Below are 16,094 nucleotides of genomic sequence, written 5' to 3' on the forward strand. Positions count from 1 at the left end.
TCAGGGGCGAAATGGAATATTCCATAGCGGCCGGATATCGCGGCTTTCGTTCCACGTCCCTCCTTGCCGGATGCGGTTCAGCAAAGGCAGGATGTGCTTTTGGGCCTCTTTTTCCTCCGCAAGGGACTGTAGGTCCGCGAGCAGCGGCTCCAAATATTCCCGGATAACGTCCCGCTGCCCGGCGTAATACGCCCTGTGGAGCCGCTCTTCTTCATCCAGCGGGCGGCGCGTCAGCTCAGCGTGATTCGTGGCGATCAAATGCGCCGTATACACGATGCCTTTCGTCAACATCGGAGACACGAGAAAGCTCGGCAGCGTGCGGTACTCGAAGCCGCCGTGGGGCTGCCTGCGGAAATCCCCGAGGTATCCGTACTTCGGGCGCCTCTTCTGGCTGCTTGGCGCCTCCAGGACGGAAACGGGAAGCGTCAAATAATTATCGAGGGCCCGCAGCAGCTCCGCGGTCAGCGCAATCCCGCTGAAATGCAAATGCCCCCCGAGGGGCAGACCGGATTTCGGCATCCCTCCGGCAAGCCAGTGGAGGGAACGGTCGCCGATCATCTCGCCTGCCATGCGGAGCGTCCGCATCAGCCCGATGAGCAGGCCGCGCGGACTTTCGCTCGGCTCCGGGCGCAGCTCCGCGATCGGATACGATATCCCGCCTTCCCCGTGAACGGCGTCGCACCCCACTTCCCCTTCCTTGTCGAGAAACCGGGATGCGGGCACCACCTCCCCGCTTCTCGCTGGATCCACGATCAGGAATTCCGGATCCATGCCGAGCATGAGGGGCAAGCCGCCTTCCAGACCCTCCGCCTGCCTGCGCTCCTGCTCCTTTTGCGCCCGCTCGTAAAGCGATCTCAGCCGCCGGCTGCCGATCCAAGCGGAAGGCGTCACTTCCTCGACCGCATATCTCCTTTCGCCTCCGGCGGAAACCAAAATCACCTCGCCCGCGCTGAGCCCCAGCGTATAAAGGCTGCGAACGGCCATTTTTTCCAGCTGCCTCAGCAGGGAAGGGGAGGAAGCCCGGTCCCGGCTTAACGCGATCGGAGTGCGCAAATTCCGGTTCGCTCCCTCCACGCTTGCGATTTCGATCGCCTGCAGTCCCGAGGCATGAACCGCGTACCTGCGCCGGTACACCTCCTGACCGTCCCGCTTTCCGCCCTGAACGAGCAGCGAGCCGATTCCCGATCTTTGCAAGCGCGAATGCCTGAGCTGGACGGACCAGCTTCCGAAACGTTCCGCTTCTTCCCGACTGTCCATGGGCTCCCTTCCCTTCGCAAACGAAATTTTTTTGGCAAAAAAATAAAAAAGGAGGGCATCCGCCCTCTACGCCGCCGCCCTCTCGTCATATATTAAACCATACCTCTTTTCCAGCTTCCGCGATTTACAATTCATCGTCATCCAGCGAATCAGGATCCAAATCTTCATAATCCCCGTCGTCGCTGAAATCGAATTCCTTGTCTTCGTAATCGCCATGGCCTCTGCCGCACACGAGCACACGAACTTTGGTTTCGGCCACCAGCTCCACACGAAACTCGCGTTCTACCCGGATGATGACATTGCCTCCCCCTGACGAAACACTGGCTTCAACGCAGCTCGGTTCCTGCGTGGCCTCCGCTGAAACCTCCACGGTTGAAGCCCGGTGTTTCGGATCCAGGTACGAAAGCGGGACTAATTCTACATAAGATACCGTTTCTTTCGCGACGTCGGTTTGAGAGTTTTTGTCATAGGAATACCAGATGTTGATATCGTAAGTACCAATAACTTCAATTCCGTCGCCTGCGGCAACCGCTTCGTACTGGTGGTTTATAATCCAAGCCCCCAAAATACTGGTCGGATTATGAGGCGGTGTCACGGTATGTGTTACGGTAGAGAACTTACGACCCTTGCCGCAGATCGCTTTCGTGATGATCTCTCTACATTGATGTTTATCGCTTAATGACATCTTTGAACCTCCTCCATACAATCATTCACTTAAGTGTATGCAGGACATAGGCATTTGTTGATTAAACGAGCATAAATGTATGAAATATTATTCTTCCTTTCCGAAAAAGAATGAGGGCGATTCTCGAAAAAACGCAACTTTTCCGCCGGACGCCGCGTTTTAGAAAATAAATTCAAGAGAGCTTAGCTCTTATGGAGCGTGAAGCCGAATGAAGAAGATAAAAAGAATGGCCTGCCTGCTGCCGCTCTTCGGAGGGATTCTGGGAGGCTGCGCCGCCGCGTCCGGGCCGCCTGGGGACGAGCCGTTTTCGGCCGATGACGCCATCGCCAAGGTGATCCGCCAAGAGCAGCGCATCCATTTCCCCGAAACGGAGGGCAAAATCGAAGGCATCATCCACGGGGGCGGTCCGGATCCGGGAATGCGCGTCCCCGGTACGTTCGCGTCCGCCGCGAAAAAACGAAGCGGCGCGGTCTACGTCGTCATGCTGACGGAAACGTGGAACGCGAAAGATTTCAGGCCAGAAGGGGCGCCTGCGGAGGGAAATTTAAGTTATTCCTGGGAGTACGAGGTCAGTCCCGCGGGAGTCAGGCTGGTGTCGGAGGGCGGGGATTTCCCGCCGGATCATGTGGAGTGAACGCGCCCGTTGCAAACAAAACCCCTGCCCGGTCAGGTTCTTCGGAATCCTGGGGCAGGGGTTTTGCGATTGCCTTTCATTTCGACGCGATGGCGGCTTTTCTTGCGGCCACCGAGGTCGGCGCTTTATTTTTTTTGGCCAATTTGAGATAAAGCGAAAGCTCGCGGTTCAGCTGCAGAATCGCCGAGCGGATTTCGAACTCCTCCCGCGTTGCGGGCAGCTCCATCCGCTTGAATTCCTCCTCCAGACGGCTCAGCAGAAATTCCGTCCGTCCGGTGTAGATCTCCTCCGTGACGTCGCGGCTGAGCTGATCGAACAGTTCGGCGACGTCGTCGGCCTGCGGCAGCTTCCGGTAAACATGCGAAACCAGCTGCATCATGTTCTGGATCGACTCCAGCTGCTCTTTCCGCATGTAAAAATAAATGCTCCAGGTTTCGTCCGGATGAAGCATCTGGTTTTCCATCGCCCGGTGCGCGGCTTCCTTTCCCTTCCGGATTTCCTTGCCGGCTTCGATGATTTCTTTCCCGTCCCATATATCGTCGGGATTGCGCAGCGACTCGGCGATCTTGGAAAAGATGATCGAGAACTGCTTATCCACCCGTTTGCGGATCTCAACCATTTGGTCGGATGCGCGCGGCATATACGCCAAATTGACGATCAGCGCCGAGCCGAGCCCGATCACCAAAAGCTCGATCTGCGTCCAAAGCGACTGCAACGTGATGCTGCCGTTCCCGTACACCCGGAATACCACGACCGAACTCGTGACGATGCCTTCCTTGAAATTGGCGCGGGCGATGGCAGGAAAAGCGACCAAAATATAAATCGCCAGCACCCAATAATGGAAGCCCAACATTTCAAACAACACGCAGGCGAAAACGAGACCCAGAAGCGACGCGAAAAACCTGGCCGAAATCGTTTTGATGCTCCGTTTGCGGGTGACGTCCACGCCCAGCACGGCCAGCAGACCTGCGGACAGCGGTCCCGTCACGCCAAGCGCATCGGCCACCAGGATCGCCATCAGGGTCGCAATCGCCGTTTTAATGACCCGAAAGCCCATGAAACCGCCTCTTTCTTTTGCAGCAGGATTTGAACAATCCTCTCCTCTTTTGACGTATTCCATGGTATCGGATTTCGGCGGCCAACACAATGTTACGCAGGCCTGTCAACTCTTATGGCAAAGTCAAACTCTTCCATAGTATCCGCAATCCCAGGCTGTCATCGGTGCGTCAGCAGCTTGCGCTCGACGTAAACCACAAGCTGGTACATGCCCGTCGCAACGACGGCAATGATCACCAGGCTAGACAGCACAAGCGTAAAATTGAACACCTGAAAGCCGTAAATGATCAAGTAACCGAGCCCCATTTTCGCCACCAGGAACTCGCCGACGATGACGCCGACCCAAGCCATGCCCACGTTGACTTTCAGCGTGGATATAATCGTAGGAAAGGATGCGGGCAAAATCACTTTTTGGAACACCTGCGTCCTTGTGCCTCCGAAAACGCGCACCACCTTGATCAGATTCGCATCGACTTCGCAGAAGCTGTTATATACGACCAAGGTCGTCACGATCACGGTAATCGACAGCGTCGTCACCGTAATGGACAAAAAACCCGCCCCGAACATGACGATAAAAATCGGGCCCAAGGCGACCTTCGGCATGCTGTTGAATACGACCATATACGGGTCAAGCACCTTGGACAAAAACGGGGACCACCAGATCAGCACCGCAATAAGCGTGCCAAGCAGCGTCCCGAGCACGAATCCGACCACCGTTTCGCCGACCGTGATGCCGAGGTGTCCCCACAGCTCGCCGCTCGCGGCGTCCTTGCCGATCTGGGCGAATACTTTCGACGGGTAACTGAACAGCAGCACGTCGATCCATTTCAGCCTGCCGGCGATTTCCCACAACGCAAAAAACAACAGCAGGATCGCTATCTGAACCGAAAACACCTGCAGCCGCTGTCTTTTTTGGCGTTTGAGATGCGCGGCATGCAGCGCCTGTATGCCGTCTTCCGAAAGAGCGGGCGCTCTTGCGCCGATGCGTCCGTCCACAGCTGACATTCCCCTCACTCCTTATCTCCGGCGCTCTCCATTTCGCGCCAAATGTCATGAAACAATTCGTTAAAACCCGTTTGCTCCCTTGCAAGCAGCGGTCTTGCGCTGCGAATATGTTCCGGCACGTCGAACGATTTGCGGATTTTGCCCGGACGGCTTCCCAGCACGATGACCCTGTCGCTCACGGCGGCGGCCTCGGACAAATCATGCGTCACCAGTACCGCCGTTTTGTTTTTTTCGCGAAGCGTCCCTGCGATCAGGTCTTCGAGCTGCAGCTTCGTCTGGTAATCGAGCGCGGAAAACGGCTCATCCAGCAGCAGGATGCCGGGATCGGTCGTCAAGGTTCGCACCAGCGCGACGCGCTGCCTCATGCCCCCCGACAACTGCTGCGGATAAAGATTGCGGGCATCCGAAAGGCCCATTTCTTCAAGCAAAGCGCCGGTGCGCGCCAGATGCTCCTGATCAAGCCGTCCCGTAAGCTCCAAACCGATCGAGGCATTTTCGAAAATGGTGCGCCACGGGAAGAGATAATCCTGCTGCAGCATATATCCGACCTCGGCCGTGGGTCCATCCACTTTCCGTCCGTACACGAATGCTTCGCCTTTCGTGGGCTTCATCAGCCCGGCGATGATCGAGAGCAGCGTCGTCTTGCCGCACCCGCTGGGTCCGACAAGGCTCACGAACTCCCCCGGATATACCTGCAAATCCAAACCGTCCAGGGCCAGCGAGGCTTCGCGGTCACTGACGTAAACGTGTGTGATATGCTTTAATTCGACTACCGGCTCCATGCTTCCATTCTCCTTTCGGCGTTCGGAATGCTATTTGACGGAAGATTTGGCTTTTTCGGCAAAGCTGTTGTCGACGATCGCGTTTGCCGGCACCTTCTCCTTCAGTTCTCCCGCCTGGCTCATGACATCCAGCAGGTTGTTCCATTCCTCCTCGTCCACGACGGGGTCCGCCGCGTACGTTCCTTGATCTTTGTAGCGTTTGACGGCCGAAGCGATGATGCCTTTGTCCGTGTCCTTAAAATAAGGAGCAATCGCATCGGCGATTTCTTCCGGGCTGTGCTGCTGCACCCAGTTTTGCGCTTTTTGCAGCGCGTTCGTGAATTTTTGCACCGTGTCGCCGTGTTTTTTGATGTAGCTCTGCTTCGCCATAAACACCGTATAAGGAAGTCTGCCGCTTTCTTCCCCGAAGGAAGCCACGACGCGTCCTTTGCCTTCTTTTTCGAAAATCGACGCCTGCGGCTCGAACAGCTGCACGTAGTCTCCGGTTCCGGACAGATACGCCGAAGCGATGTTGGCAAAATCGATGTTCTGGATCAGGTTCAAATCCTGACGCGGGTCGATGCCATGCTTCCTCAGCGCGAACTCGCCCGCCATCTGCGGCATGCCGCCTTTTCGTTGGCCGAGGAACGTGCTCCCCTTGACGTTGTTCCAATCAAGCTCCCCTTCGGCATTTCGCGCCATCAAAAACGTGCCGTCCGTCTGCGTCACTTGGCCGAAATTGATGACCGGATCCTCCGAACCCTGCTGATACACGTAAATCGAAGTTTCCGAGCCCACCAAGGCGACGTCGATGGCACCCGACAACAACGCCGTCATCGTTTTGTCGCCGCCCGGAATCGTCTGCAGTTCGACATCGAGCCCTTCTTCCTTAAAAAATCCTTTTTCCAGCGCCACATATTCAGGGGCATAGAAAACCGATCTCGTGACTTCCCCTACCTTTACCTTTTGGGCGGCGTCGCTGCCTGAGCAGCCCGAAAATACCATTCCGCACAGGACTAGGGAGAAAAGTCCGATCCAGATTCCGCGTTTGCCTTTCGTCATACGCCTTCCTCCATCCTCTTCATTAGCCTACTGCCATCATATGCAGGCGCCCAGCAAAGGGTTATTCCTTCGAGTGCCAGGAAACAAGGAATGGCTGCCCTGGCAAACGAAACGACGCCAGGATGTTTCCTCGCCGGCTGCCCAAGAAAGAACAAAAAACCCCCGAGCTTTGATCCGCTGCTGGATGCATGCGCGAATCGGCTCAAGGGGTTTTGGTCGCTTTTTTTTCGCTTAAAGCTTGTAGATTTCTTTATACTTCTCTTCCAGATAGTCCGCCAGGTAATCCGGATTCAGTTCTTCGCCGGTCACGTGCATGATAATCTCGGCCGGCGTAAGGCTTTTGCCGAAGCGGTAGATTTTTTCGGTCAGCCATTCCTTGATCGGAATCAGGTTGCCTTCGCGGATGTATCGATCCAGCTCCGGCAGCTCTTTTTTCATCGTGTTCATGATTTGGGCCGCGTACATGTTGCCGAGGGAGTAGGACGCAAAATATCCGAAATCCCCGCCCGACCAGTGGACGTCCTGCAGGACGCCAAGGCTGTCGTTCGGAGGCGTGATGCCGAGGTACTCCCGGTATTTTTCGTTCCATACCTTCGGCAGGTCCTTCACTTCCAACCCTTCGTTAAAAATCATTTTCTCGATTTCGTAACGGATGATGATGTGCAGATTGTACGTCAGCTCGTCCGATTCGATCCGGATCAGGGAATTTTCCACGCGGTTCACCGCACGGTAGAAGTCGTCGAGCGAGACGTCCTGGAGCTGCTGCGGGAAATGTTTTTGCAGATCCGGGTAATAACGCTCCCAGAACGGGCGGCTGCGGCCGATGATGTTTTCCCACAGGCGGGACTGGGATTCGTGGATGCCCATCGACGTCCCGGTCGCAAGCGGCGTGCCCGCCAAATCCTTGCTGATGTTTTGCTCGTACAAGGCATGTCCGCCTTCATGCAGGGAGCTGAACAGCGCGCTGGTCACGTCGTCCTGCAAATAATGGGTCGTGATCCGCACGTCGCCGGAGTTCAGTCCGATGGCAAACGGATGCACGCTTTCGTCGAGGCGTCCGGCATCGAAGTCGTAACCCATCTGCTCCAGGATGAACAGCCCCATTTTTTCCTGCTGCTCCCGTTCGAAAATTTGGTCCAGGAACGTCGTGTCCGGCTTGTTCGGAGATGCTTGAATGGCCGCAACGAGCGGCACCAGACGGTCGCGCAGCCGGCCGAACACTTCGTCGAGCTTGGCTACGGTCAGATCCGGCTCGTATTTATCGAGGAGCGTGTCGTACGTCGTTCCCTTGACGCCCCAGTATCCGATGAACTCTTTCAGCAAATCGACGATTTTGGCCAGGTTCGGCTCGAACGAAGCAAAGTCGTCGTTGGCTTTGGCTTCTTCCCAAATCGTTTGCGTATGCGCGGACAGAACGGAGAACTCTTCGATTTTTTTCGCGGGAATCCGTCTGTTTTCGTCGTAGTCCTTTTTGCATTCCTTCACGACGCGGCGGGTCGTTTCATCCAGCTGGCTGTCGACTTCCGGCCGGGTAAAAAAGGCTATGTACTCTCCCATTTCGTCCGAGACGCGCAGCTTGAACTGCTCTGCGGACAAGGTGCCGATGACGCCGGAACGAAGCTCCACGCTTTTGCGCGGCGCGCCTGTGCGCAGATCCCAATGCATCAGCGAGATCGCTTCGTTATATGCGCTAATTTTGCGGACAAGTTCCATAAATGCTTCCAATTTTGCTTTCAAGTCTGTTTCCATTTTAGGTTTCACCTCGCCACGTATTTTTACCTTCCCTCTTGATGATACTTTTTGCGGAAAGTATAATCAATATTTAATACGAAATGTTCGTAGAAGGATTGCCGAAACCACGGTGAGGGCGGGCGCGCCATGAATATGCGAATCTCTGAACGGGCGGCGCGTTTTTCCCGCCGAAAGATCGGGGACGCCCCTTCACCCGTCAGGCTTGCCTTCGACTCGGAAGGATGCGGCTGCGGAGTGAACGGCATTCCGGCATGATGAATCGTGCCCGCGCGCGACAAAGACGATTTGCCGATACATAGCGAGCATTTCCACTTTGTCATCAACCGGGACCATGCCGTATACTTCGAAGAGAACCTGTATCTCGATTCCGAAGAAACGTACCCTTCCTTCTCTTCGGGGACAGCCGGCTGTACGGCAAAAGTATCCGCTTGCTGGATCAACGGTAGAATCCTATTTTTTAACGAAAGGTAGTGTTGCACCATGAGCCAAGTATCCGAAATTTTGCAGTATAACCGTCAATTCGTTGAAGACAAAGAATACGAAAAATATTTGACGGGCAAGTTTCCCGACAAAAAAATGGTCGTCATCACCTGCATGGACACCCGTCTCGTCGAACTGCTTCCGAAAGCGATGAACCTGAAAAACGGTGACGTCAAAATCATCAAAATCGCCGGCGGGATCGTTTCCCATCCGTTCGGCAGCGTCATGCGGAGCATTCTCGTCGCCCTGTACGAGCTGAAAGCGGACGAAGTGATCGTTGTCGGCCACCTGGATTGCGGCATGGCGGCGCTGGACGGCGATCATATGATTCAGGAAATCAGAAACCGCGGCATTTCGGAGGAAGTGCTGTCGACGCTCGAACATTCCGGCATCGATCTGAACAGCTGGCTGCGCGGATTCAAGGACATCAAGGCAGGCGTGACGGGGACCGTCGACCTGATCAAAAACCACCCTCTCCTGCCTGCCGGCGTGCCCGTACACGGCATGATCATCGATCCGAACACCGGCGCGCTTGATCTGGTGGTCGACGGCTACGAGGATAAATCGGCAAAATAACGTATCATTCATAAAATTGTCAAAACACGGATACCTGTATCCGTGTTTTTGTTTGCTCAGGTTGAAAACCATACAGTTTAAGTGTACACTTTGGGTTGAAAGAACATATCACGTATGGGAGACATTGCAAATGAATACGTTATCCTACGGATTATTGGCTTTTTTGGCGCGGGAACCTTCCTCGGGCTATGACGTTATGCTGAAAATTCAGCCGATCTGGCAGGCCAAGCACAGTCAAATTTATCCTCTTCTGGCGCAAATGGAGGAAAAGGAATTCCTTACTTCGCATTGGGTCAAACAGTCGGAAAAGCCCGATAAAAAAATCTACTCGATCACAGATAGCGGGATTCGCAAACTGAAGGAATGGATGTACATGCCTCTTCCCGACCCGGTCACGCGGGATGAGCTTTCGATGAAAACGTTCTGCATGTGGCTGACCGACCGCGACAACGCGATCGATATCGTGGAGACGAGAAGAGTGTATTTTACGCGCAGGCTCGAATCGTTCCATAAAATGATGGAAAGCATCCCGGAGGAAAAGCGTGTTTTCGGCCATCGCGAGTTTTATGACTACATTCTCATCCAAAAAGGCATATTCAACGCGACCGCGGGAAAAGATTGGTGCGAGTGGGTTCTGGGCATGCTAAGGGAGCAGCAGGCCAAAGAAGCGCCGGCCCAAACGGTGAATTGAAGACAAAAAAAATTAAGTTGTTGTATATTTTTTTATTAAAAAATGAAACTTTAAGATACTAAGCACGTAAAGCATAGTAGGCAGCCTATACATGCCAGCAAAATATTCGGGAGGGTTATTACTTCATGATGAACAAATCGATCAAGAAATGGATCATGATTGTCATGGCGTTTACGTTTATCTTCGCCGTCACGGTACCGGCGGACAACGCGGATGCCCGTCGCGGCGGCGGTGGCTTCAGATCCGGCACGAAGGGTTTCACCAACACGCCAAAAAAATCGACGACGTCGGACAATTACAAAAAATCCACGAATACGAGCAACGCTTCGACAAGCGCTCCTCAGAAACGCGGATTCTTCAGCGGCGGCGGCTTCTTTAAAGGCCTGATGATCGGCGGCCTGGCCGGCATGCTGTTCGGCGGATTGTTCGGCAACATGGGCTTCTTCGGCAACATCCTTGGACTTCTCGTCAACCTGCTTGCGATCTACGTTATCATCGCCCTCGTCGTCGCAGCGGTCAGAGCGTTCAAGAACCGGCGCAAACCGGATACGCGCAACGGACGGTATTAAGCCATGCTGGTACTGACCATGGATGAAATCGTCAACGCGATCTGCCTGCATATCGCCGAACGCAAACAAATTCGTCCGCAGGACGTTCAAGTCGAGCTATTCTGGGACGAAGACACGGGTTACAGCGCAGAGGTCTGGGCTGAGGGGCGCAGCCAGTATTTGGTGGAATCGAACATGATCGAAGCCATCATGCGTTATCTGTACAGCGAATACAATATTCGCGCGTACCGCGAGCAGATTACGCTGGATCTGGATGAAGAGATCACCGCGCATGTCGATGTGGAAATGGAACAAGCGTACTGATATATACCGCTTTGGAATGATGAAGCCCGGGACCTCGGTCCCGGGCTTTTATTTTATGCGGGAGAATGCACACGTCTTGGTTTAAACGTAACCCCCTCCGGAAGAAGCGGCCGCTGATCCGTACTCGATAGCCGCTAAACGTTGCCGCGTACGAAATGGCGGACTACCCCGGACTATCCTACGCTTCCGCCGATTTCTTCAAGTTCTTTCGCGAGGCTTGCCATCGTATTTGCTCTTTCCGCGTCCGTCTGTCGGTCAAATAAAAGCTGCTCCATAAACTCCCAAACATCCTCCAACTTGCGCCGGCCTTGATAAAACCGAAGCGCACCGGGATGGAGTTCGAAGTTTTCATGCTGATTGCGATACACCTTCAGAAAATCAGGATAATAAGGCTCATCGATCAAAAACATCAGGTCCGATTCGACGGGCGCCAATTTCAACCCTTCCCAGTCGATCAACATCAGCTGCCGGCCGGCTTGCATCAGATTCCAAGGATGAAGGTCGGTATGGCATAAGGCTAATCGGACGTGCTCTTTTTTCGAAGATTTCGACAATTCCTCTACCCGATTGATCCAATAACGAATCTGTTCCAAGTGCGGCTGAACCACTGCTTCAACATCGCCTGGCAGCCGCTTGCAATCCTGATCCAAGGCAATCTTGAGCTGCCGCAAAAACGGTACGTCAAAATCTTCTTTAACCCTATCCGTGTTTACCGGTATCTCCTCCCCGTAGGAATGAAGTTCCGCGATAATTTCCGAAAGCCGGGCAACCTGCGCCGCGGTCATTTTTTTCTCACCGACCGTTTCTCCGTCGATAAAATCGTAAAGCATGTAGATTCCTTCGCCATCTTCGCACTTGTAGTTGCCACGATTCGTTAAAAGCGGCACGGGAACTTTGCCTTTTAAATTGCTATTTTGCGAAAGCCATCCGAGAATGGGGGCATAATCATCGATCAAGGCCGTCCATTTGGGCGTCGACGCTCTTCTTTTTTCATACATTTTCAGAAAGTAACGGCGGCTGCCTGCACGTATTTTGTAAGCGAGTGCCGCCCAGCCTCCCTGCTGGGGTACAATGTCGTTTGCCTCAATACTATAATGATTTTTCAGCATGAAAAAGATGTCGTTCATAGGCCCTCCTCCCTTTAAAATATATAATACCAATACATCGCAACCTCATCCGTATCCTTGTTGATCCCTTTATATACCTGCATGTCGAATCCGCCGATAAAGAAGCCGCAGCGTTCGTAAAACTTGCATGCGCGGACGTTATTGTTTTGCGTTTCCAACATGAGACCGGGCATTCCGCTCGCTTTCGCCCAACGTTTGGCTTGTTCCACCAATTTCGTTCCGACCCCATGCCGCCTGAACTTTCGGTCCACTTTAATGTCCTCAATGCATGCATATTCGTTCCAATTGCGTTTGACGACAATTTGCCCGGCCAGTTGGTTTTCCACGAACGCCAAAAAAACGGCCTGATCCGGATGATCGATATACATCGAGCCATCGGGTTCCGCCATATCTTCAAATGGTTCGTCTTCATAGCTTTTTTCGTAGCTTGGCACGGGCTGGACCGTATATTCAATCCGATTGTCCCGCAGCGACAGAAGCAAAATCGAGTCCACCGTAAACCGGTCATCGATGTCGATTCGTTGCCTGCAATCCTCTTTCGTCATTTTCCGGACGATGATGTTCTCCATATAAACGACTCCCCTTTGTGAGCACGCTGAAAGTAGTTTATAAGCCTTCGGGCCAACCGCAAAAAAGCCGGTACCTTGGTCTGTTCCCAAACCTGGCTTATCTTCAAAATCTATCAAAATATTCCCTATTATGCTTATATATGCTATCATGGATAGGAATATTATACCAGCAAGGAGTTCATACTATGAAAAAAAGATGGTTAACTAGTTCTTTTGCATTACTATTTTTGCTTTCCGGCACTCTCGCATCTGCACACCCGGGCAGAACCGATGCCCGTGGCGGCCATACCTGCTGGACCAATTGCTCCCGATGGGGCCTGGAATATGGCCAATACCATTACCATAACGGAGGAGGATCCTCTTCGGGTTCCAAAAAGTCTTCGAACAGCTCCTCTTCGGCCTCGAAACGTTCCAGTGCGCAAACATCCAAGCCCAAACCGGCTAAACCAACGCCTTCCTATAAAGAGTCCGGGCTTAAGGTATACGTCAATGGAAACAAAATCAATTTCACGAGTGCGCCTTTAATCATTGAAAATACCAATCTGGTGCCTCTCCGGGATCTCGTTACCGCATTGGGAGCCAGCATGAATTACGATCCGGGCAGCGGGACGATCGGGGTCGCCAAAGGAAAATCCAAAGTCACGCTAACGATCGGAAGCAGCACCGTATTTTACAACGGCAAATCCGAAACGGCCAGCGCGGCTCCCAAAATCATACACGGGATTACATACGTGCCGGTGCAAGTGATCGTCAAAGGACTGGGAGCGGGCATGGACTACAGCTCCGGCGACCATTCGTTCAAAATCACGATCAAATAATCGGCAGTCCAAACGTTCCGCACTGCGCAACACGGCGTACGACCCGTTTGCCATTCAATAAATGCACGACCTTTATACATCAAAGCCCTTGCCGTCAAAATACCGGCAAGGGCTTTTGTCATTATGCTGCTATTCCTCTACAGGTCTTTTGATTTGCAGCGGAGGCGGAATCAGCCAGCCTTTTTCCTTGCTGAGCCGAAGAATGCGGAGGCCAAGGGCCATTTTGGTCGCATGGTATTTCGCAAACAACGCGCCGATGTCCTCGCGGATGCACTGGCCGATGATCGAGCTTGCGGCAACCAGTCCGGCAGCGGTTTCCACCGCGATTTTGGCGGCGATTTCCTGGTCCATGAATCTGGCGCCGATCGGAATGTCCTCCAGCTTGGCATCGGGCCTTTCCGGGAGTACCGGCGCGGGGGCAATGCCGTTATCCGTCAACAGCGCGTCGCATTCCTTGATTTCAAGTTTGGCTTGGTCGATCAGGTCCTCGAGGATTTTATTCAATTCCTTGTCGCCGGCGTGGTTCAGATAAGCCTGATAGCACGATACCGTTCCTTTGGCCGTCTTGGAAGCTTCCCATACACTAAATACTTCGCCGTAATGCATCGGTTCGTCTTTTGGATTTCCGTCTAGAATGCCCATTGTATTTGATCTCCTTTGATCGTTATCGTTACCGATTCATTATCTGCAGGAAATCATTGTTTTATGTTTCCGGAAATCGAAGTGGGGGTCACCCCTTAATCCTTATAAGGATCAAATTCGTCCGCGCCCGCCATGCAGACGCCGATCGGCTTCAGCACATGCAAAACCTCGATCGTTTCCGCATGCGCATCCAACACGTCCTGAAGCTTTCGGTAAACGAACGGACTTTCATCCGTACCGGCGCCGCGCAGCTCCACTCCGAATTCCTTGACGGCCGCCAACATTTGCCCGGTCGAAATTTGGCCGCCGCTTCGTTTGCGGGTTTTCCAATTCATCCTTCCGGCCGCCTGCGTCCGGCTCATCACACGCCCGGCCCCATGGACCGTGCTGTAATAGGCATCGCGGTTTTCCGCCGTATCCTTCCCTCTCACGATGACGGAAATATCCCCCATGCTGCCGCCGATAAACCCCGTTTGACCGGGCGCGGACGGCGTGGCCCCTTTGCGCACGACGATGACGTCCTTCCCGTGGTGCGTCTCCTTCCACGCGTAATTATGATGGTTATGCACCTCGAAATCCGCCGCGGCGCCCAAAATGGACAGCACCTGTTCGATCACGTAATCCCGCCCGGCATAAGCGTAACGCCCCGCAAGTTTCATTGCCCGGTAATACATATCGCCGAGTTCGCTTTCCAGCTCCAGCAGCACCGGTGGTTGATCCGTCGATTCTCCAGGCGCATTTGCCAGAAATTCGCGCCCGGCGCACAAGTTGATGAAGCCGCTTGCCGTTTTATGCCCGAAACCGCGGCTTCCAAAATGGTTCCCGATCCACAGCCGCCCCGTCGCCTTCTCCTCGAACAAATCGACAAAATGATTCCCGCTGCCGACCGTGCCGAGCTGGCTTCTGGCCAGCGACAACAGTTTGTCATGCACCTGCTTGCCCAACGTTTTGTACACGTCCCAATCCGGGTCGTCAAACAAATCGTGATCCAACGGGGTATGGTTGACGCGTCCGATCCCGAAGGATACGCTGCGCGCGATTTCGTCCATGATTCCCGCCAATACAGGCTTTACGTCGCTTGCGTACAGATTCGTGCGCACCGCTTTATTGCCGCAGGCAATGTCGTACCCTACGCCCGAAGGCGAAATCTGGCCGTCGTAGACGACGACGCCTCCGATCGGCTGGCTGTACCCTTTATGGTGATCCGCCATCAGCAGCGTTTGCACCGTGTTTCCCGTCCGGGCGCATCTGAGCGCCTGGGCTACCGAACTTTCGTCCGGCTTTCCCCATACCCGCACTCCTTCTATGTTTTGGTATCCCATTACGCGTTCACTCCATTGATTTTCTCATTGTTTTATTGTCGGCCAAGGACCGTTTGTTCGCTAGACGGCAGATGTCCCCCCCGCAATTCCATCCGGAACCGTTTGTCTGCTATTCAGGCGTTAAAACCATAATTCCATCATGACTCCATTCCAAAGAAATAAACATGGCGAAAGTATGGCAATCCCCGTGGGAACGGCCGATAAATTTGCCGGAATCTCTCATAAGTGCATCTCTTCAACCTTTTTTCCCGTCACCCTGCAGTCTTTCAGCACAAGCATCAAGAGAGCTTCATCCGCTCGTTCGACCTTCCCTTGAATCCGGTAACCCGGATACATCCACGCCGGAGGCGTTCTTTCCCTTAGCCCGGGATCGTCCGCAACGGCATAAGCGCCTTCGTCCAATTGGATGATGACGCCCTGCGGATAGAACATTCGAATGGTACCGGCGACGTTTTTGCCGGGGGGACAAAGCGATTTAGCCTTTTCCCATGCCTCCCTGTAAGGCAGCACGGCCTGTTGCCAGATCCCTTCGAATGCCTCCCGCGTGATCTCCTCATCTCCTTCAAACAGCTCCACTTCCGTTTCGATCAGATGAAAATCGGGGGCGACCGATACGCGGCAATGTCCGTTCACGACCGAAACCTGGCGGTAAGCGGCCATCTGCCCGTCGACCTCGAAAAAATACACTTCATGTTCTTCCAGTCCGCAGGCTTGGATATACTTCATGCAAAATCCTACTTTCGTATGTTCTTTAAATCTTTTCGATTTGAGTATGTTGCAGCATC

At 53.6% G+C, this 16,094-nt stretch carries 18 protein-coding genes; 6 read left to right on the top strand and 12 right to left on the bottom strand.

Annotation, left to right across the window (positions count from 1 at the left end; all coding sequences use genetic code 11):
• The gene (locus NYE48_RS15990) at positions 1-1,257 is read right to left on the bottom strand and encodes a putative amidoligase domain-containing protein (RefSeq protein WP_212948446.1); all 1,257 of its coding nucleotides are present in this window, start codon (positions 1,255-1,257) and stop codon (positions 1-3) included.
• Positions 1,258-1,381: 124 nt separating this feature from the next.
• Positions 1,382-1,942: an outer spore coat protein CotE gene (locus NYE48_RS15995; RefSeq protein ID WP_036708252.1), complete on the bottom strand. Its 561-nt coding sequence runs from the start codon at positions 1,940-1,942 to the stop codon at positions 1,382-1,384.
• Positions 1,943-2,150: 208 nt separating this feature from the next.
• On the opposite strand from NYE48_RS15995, the gene NYE48_RS16000 reads away from it, so the two are divergent.
• On the top strand, positions 2,151-2,576 hold the full coding sequence (locus NYE48_RS16000) for a hypothetical protein (protein ID WP_340999382.1): 426 nt from the start codon (positions 2,151-2,153) through the stop codon (positions 2,574-2,576).
• Between the two features lie 76 nt (positions 2,577-2,652).
• On the opposite strand, the gene NYE48_RS16005 is transcribed toward NYE48_RS16000, so the two are convergent.
• From NYE48_RS16005 to NYE48_RS16025, 5 genes are all read right to left on the bottom strand, one after another.
• On the bottom strand, positions 2,653-3,633 hold the full coding sequence (locus NYE48_RS16005; RefSeq protein WP_036708246.1) for an aromatic acid exporter family protein: 981 nt from the start codon (positions 3,631-3,633) through the stop codon (positions 2,653-2,655).
• A 158-nt stretch (positions 3,634-3,791) separates the two neighbouring features.
• The gene (locus tag NYE48_RS16010; protein ID WP_339324477.1) at positions 3,792-4,637 is read right to left on the bottom strand and encodes an ABC transporter permease; all 846 of its coding nucleotides are present in this window, start codon (positions 4,635-4,637) and stop codon (positions 3,792-3,794) included.
• Positions 4,638-4,642: 5 nt separating this feature from the next.
• A complete protein-coding gene (locus tag NYE48_RS16015; protein ID WP_212948440.1) occupies positions 4,643-5,419 on the bottom strand; it encodes an ABC transporter ATP-binding protein in 777 nt (258 codons plus the stop codon).
• Between the two features lie 30 nt (positions 5,420-5,449).
• Positions 5,450-6,460, bottom strand: coding sequence for an ABC transporter substrate-binding protein (locus NYE48_RS16020; protein WP_036708239.1), 1,011 nt, complete (start codon positions 6,458-6,460; stop codon positions 5,450-5,452).
• A 231-nt stretch (positions 6,461-6,691) separates the two neighbouring features.
• A complete protein-coding gene (locus NYE48_RS16025; protein WP_212948436.1) occupies positions 6,692-8,209 on the bottom strand; it encodes a carboxypeptidase M32 in 1,518 nt (505 codons plus the stop codon).
• A 483-nt stretch (positions 8,210-8,692) separates the two neighbouring features.
• Between NYE48_RS16025 and NYE48_RS16030 the strand changes: the two genes are divergently transcribed.
• The 4 genes from NYE48_RS16030 (at position 8,693) to NYE48_RS16045 (ending at position 10,831) form a co-directional block, all read left to right on the top strand.
• Positions 8,693-9,268, top strand: coding sequence for a beta-class carbonic anhydrase (locus NYE48_RS16030; RefSeq protein WP_036708227.1), 576 nt, complete (start codon positions 8,693-8,695; stop codon positions 9,266-9,268).
• A 130-nt stretch (positions 9,269-9,398) separates the two neighbouring features.
• Positions 9,399-9,959 (top strand): PadR family transcriptional regulator, encoded by a 561-nt coding sequence (locus NYE48_RS16035; protein ID WP_036708222.1) that lies wholly within the window; start codon positions 9,399-9,401, stop codon positions 9,957-9,959.
• Positions 9,960-10,084: 125 nt separating this feature from the next.
• Positions 10,085-10,528 carry a hypothetical protein gene (locus NYE48_RS16040; RefSeq protein ID WP_340999384.1) on the top strand — a complete coding sequence of 148 codons (444 nt, stop codon included), beginning with the start codon at positions 10,085-10,087 and terminating at the stop codon, positions 10,526-10,528.
• A gap of 6 nt (positions 10,529-10,534) precedes the next feature.
• The gene (locus tag NYE48_RS16045; RefSeq protein WP_160044472.1) at positions 10,535-10,831 is read left to right on the top strand and encodes a YxcD family protein; all 297 of its coding nucleotides are present in this window, start codon (positions 10,535-10,537) and stop codon (positions 10,829-10,831) included.
• A gap of 173 nt (positions 10,832-11,004) precedes the next feature.
• Here NYE48_RS16045 and NYE48_RS16050 read toward each other — a convergent pair whose 3' ends face one another.
• Both NYE48_RS16050 and NYE48_RS16055 read right to left on the bottom strand, forming a co-directional pair.
• Positions 11,005-11,958, bottom strand: a complete 954-nt coding sequence (locus tag NYE48_RS16050) for a phosphotransferase family protein (RefSeq protein ID WP_036708218.1) — start codon at positions 11,956-11,958, stop codon at positions 11,005-11,007.
• A 14-nt stretch (positions 11,959-11,972) separates the two neighbouring features.
• Positions 11,973-12,527 (bottom strand): GNAT family N-acetyltransferase, encoded by a 555-nt coding sequence (locus NYE48_RS16055; RefSeq protein ID WP_036708214.1) that lies wholly within the window; start codon positions 12,525-12,527, stop codon positions 11,973-11,975.
• Positions 12,528-12,712: 185 nt separating this feature from the next.
• Between NYE48_RS16055 and NYE48_RS16060 the strand changes: the two genes are divergently transcribed.
• Positions 12,713-13,345, top strand: a complete 633-nt coding sequence (locus NYE48_RS16060) for a copper amine oxidase N-terminal domain-containing protein (protein ID WP_036708210.1) — start codon at positions 12,713-12,715, stop codon at positions 13,343-13,345.
• Between the two features lie 129 nt (positions 13,346-13,474).
• Here NYE48_RS16060 and NYE48_RS16065 read toward each other — a convergent pair whose 3' ends face one another.
• The 3 genes from NYE48_RS16065 to NYE48_RS16075 all read right to left on the bottom strand — a co-directional run bounded on the left by NYE48_RS16065 (position 13,475) and on the right by NYE48_RS16075 (position 16,035).
• Positions 13,475-13,987, bottom strand: a complete 513-nt coding sequence (locus NYE48_RS16065) for a DUF3231 family protein (protein ID WP_036708206.1) — start codon at positions 13,985-13,987, stop codon at positions 13,475-13,477.
• 95 nt (positions 13,988-14,082) lie between these two features.
• Positions 14,083-15,309, bottom strand: coding sequence for an RtcB family protein (locus NYE48_RS16070; RefSeq protein ID WP_340999386.1), 1,227 nt, complete (start codon positions 15,307-15,309; stop codon positions 14,083-14,085).
• Positions 15,310-15,528: 219 nt separating this feature from the next.
• Positions 15,529-16,035 (bottom strand): hypothetical protein, encoded by a 507-nt coding sequence (locus NYE48_RS16075; RefSeq protein WP_340999387.1) that lies wholly within the window; start codon positions 16,033-16,035, stop codon positions 15,529-15,531.
• Positions 16,036-16,094 lie beyond the last annotated feature (59 nt).

Origin of the sequence: Paenibacillus sp. FSL M7-1455, from assembly GCF_038004655.1 — a bacterium.
Taxonomy (GTDB): domain Bacteria; phylum Bacillota; class Bacilli; order Paenibacillales; family Paenibacillaceae; genus Paenibacillus_AQ; species Paenibacillus_AQ cookii.

Coding starts and splice junctions, on each gene's coding strand:
- NYE48_RS15990 (WP_212948446.1), bottom strand. CDS start 1,257: ATGGACAGTCGGGAAGAAGCGGAACGTTTCGGAAGCTGGTCCGTCCAG.
- NYE48_RS15995 (WP_036708252.1), bottom strand. CDS start 1,942: ATGTCATTAAGCGATAAACATCAATGTAGAGAGATCATCACGAAAGCG.
- NYE48_RS16000 (WP_340999382.1), top strand. CDS start 2,151: ATGAAGAAGATAAAAAGAATGGCCTGCCTGCTGCCGCTCTTCGGAGGG.
- NYE48_RS16005 (WP_036708246.1), bottom strand. CDS start 3,633: ATGGGCTTTCGGGTCATTAAAACGGCGATTGCGACCCTGATGGCGATC.
- NYE48_RS16010 (WP_339324477.1), bottom strand. CDS start 4,637: ATGTCAGCTGTGGACGGACGCATCGGCGCAAGAGCGCCCGCTCTTTCG.
- NYE48_RS16015 (WP_212948440.1), bottom strand. CDS start 5,419: ATGGAGCCGGTAGTCGAATTAAAGCATATCACACACGTTTACGTCAGT.
- NYE48_RS16020 (WP_036708239.1), bottom strand. CDS start 6,460: ATGACGAAAGGCAAACGCGGAATCTGGATCGGACTTTTCTCCCTAGTC.
- NYE48_RS16025 (WP_212948436.1), bottom strand. CDS start 8,209: ATGGAAACAGACTTGAAAGCAAAATTGGAAGCATTTATGGAACTTGTC.
- NYE48_RS16030 (WP_036708227.1), top strand. CDS start 8,693: ATGAGCCAAGTATCCGAAATTTTGCAGTATAACCGTCAATTCGTTGAA.
- NYE48_RS16035 (WP_036708222.1), top strand. CDS start 9,399: ATGAATACGTTATCCTACGGATTATTGGCTTTTTTGGCGCGGGAACCT.
- NYE48_RS16040 (WP_340999384.1), top strand. CDS start 10,085: ATGATGAACAAATCGATCAAGAAATGGATCATGATTGTCATGGCGTTT.
- NYE48_RS16050 (WP_036708218.1), bottom strand. CDS start 11,958: ATGAACGACATCTTTTTCATGCTGAAAAATCATTATAGTATTGAGGCA.
- NYE48_RS16055 (WP_036708214.1), bottom strand. CDS start 12,527: ATGGAGAACATCATCGTCCGGAAAATGACGAAAGAGGATTGCAGGCAA.
- NYE48_RS16060 (WP_036708210.1), top strand. CDS start 12,713: ATGAAAAAAAGATGGTTAACTAGTTCTTTTGCATTACTATTTTTGCTT.
- NYE48_RS16065 (WP_036708206.1), bottom strand. CDS start 13,987: ATGGGCATTCTAGACGGAAATCCAAAAGACGAACCGATGCATTACGGC.
- NYE48_RS16070 (WP_340999386.1), bottom strand. CDS start 15,309: ATGGGATACCAAAACATAGAAGGAGTGCGGGTATGGGGAAAGCCGGAC.
- NYE48_RS16075 (WP_340999387.1), bottom strand. CDS start 16,035: ATGAAGTATATCCAAGCCTGCGGACTGGAAGAACATGAAGTGTATTTT.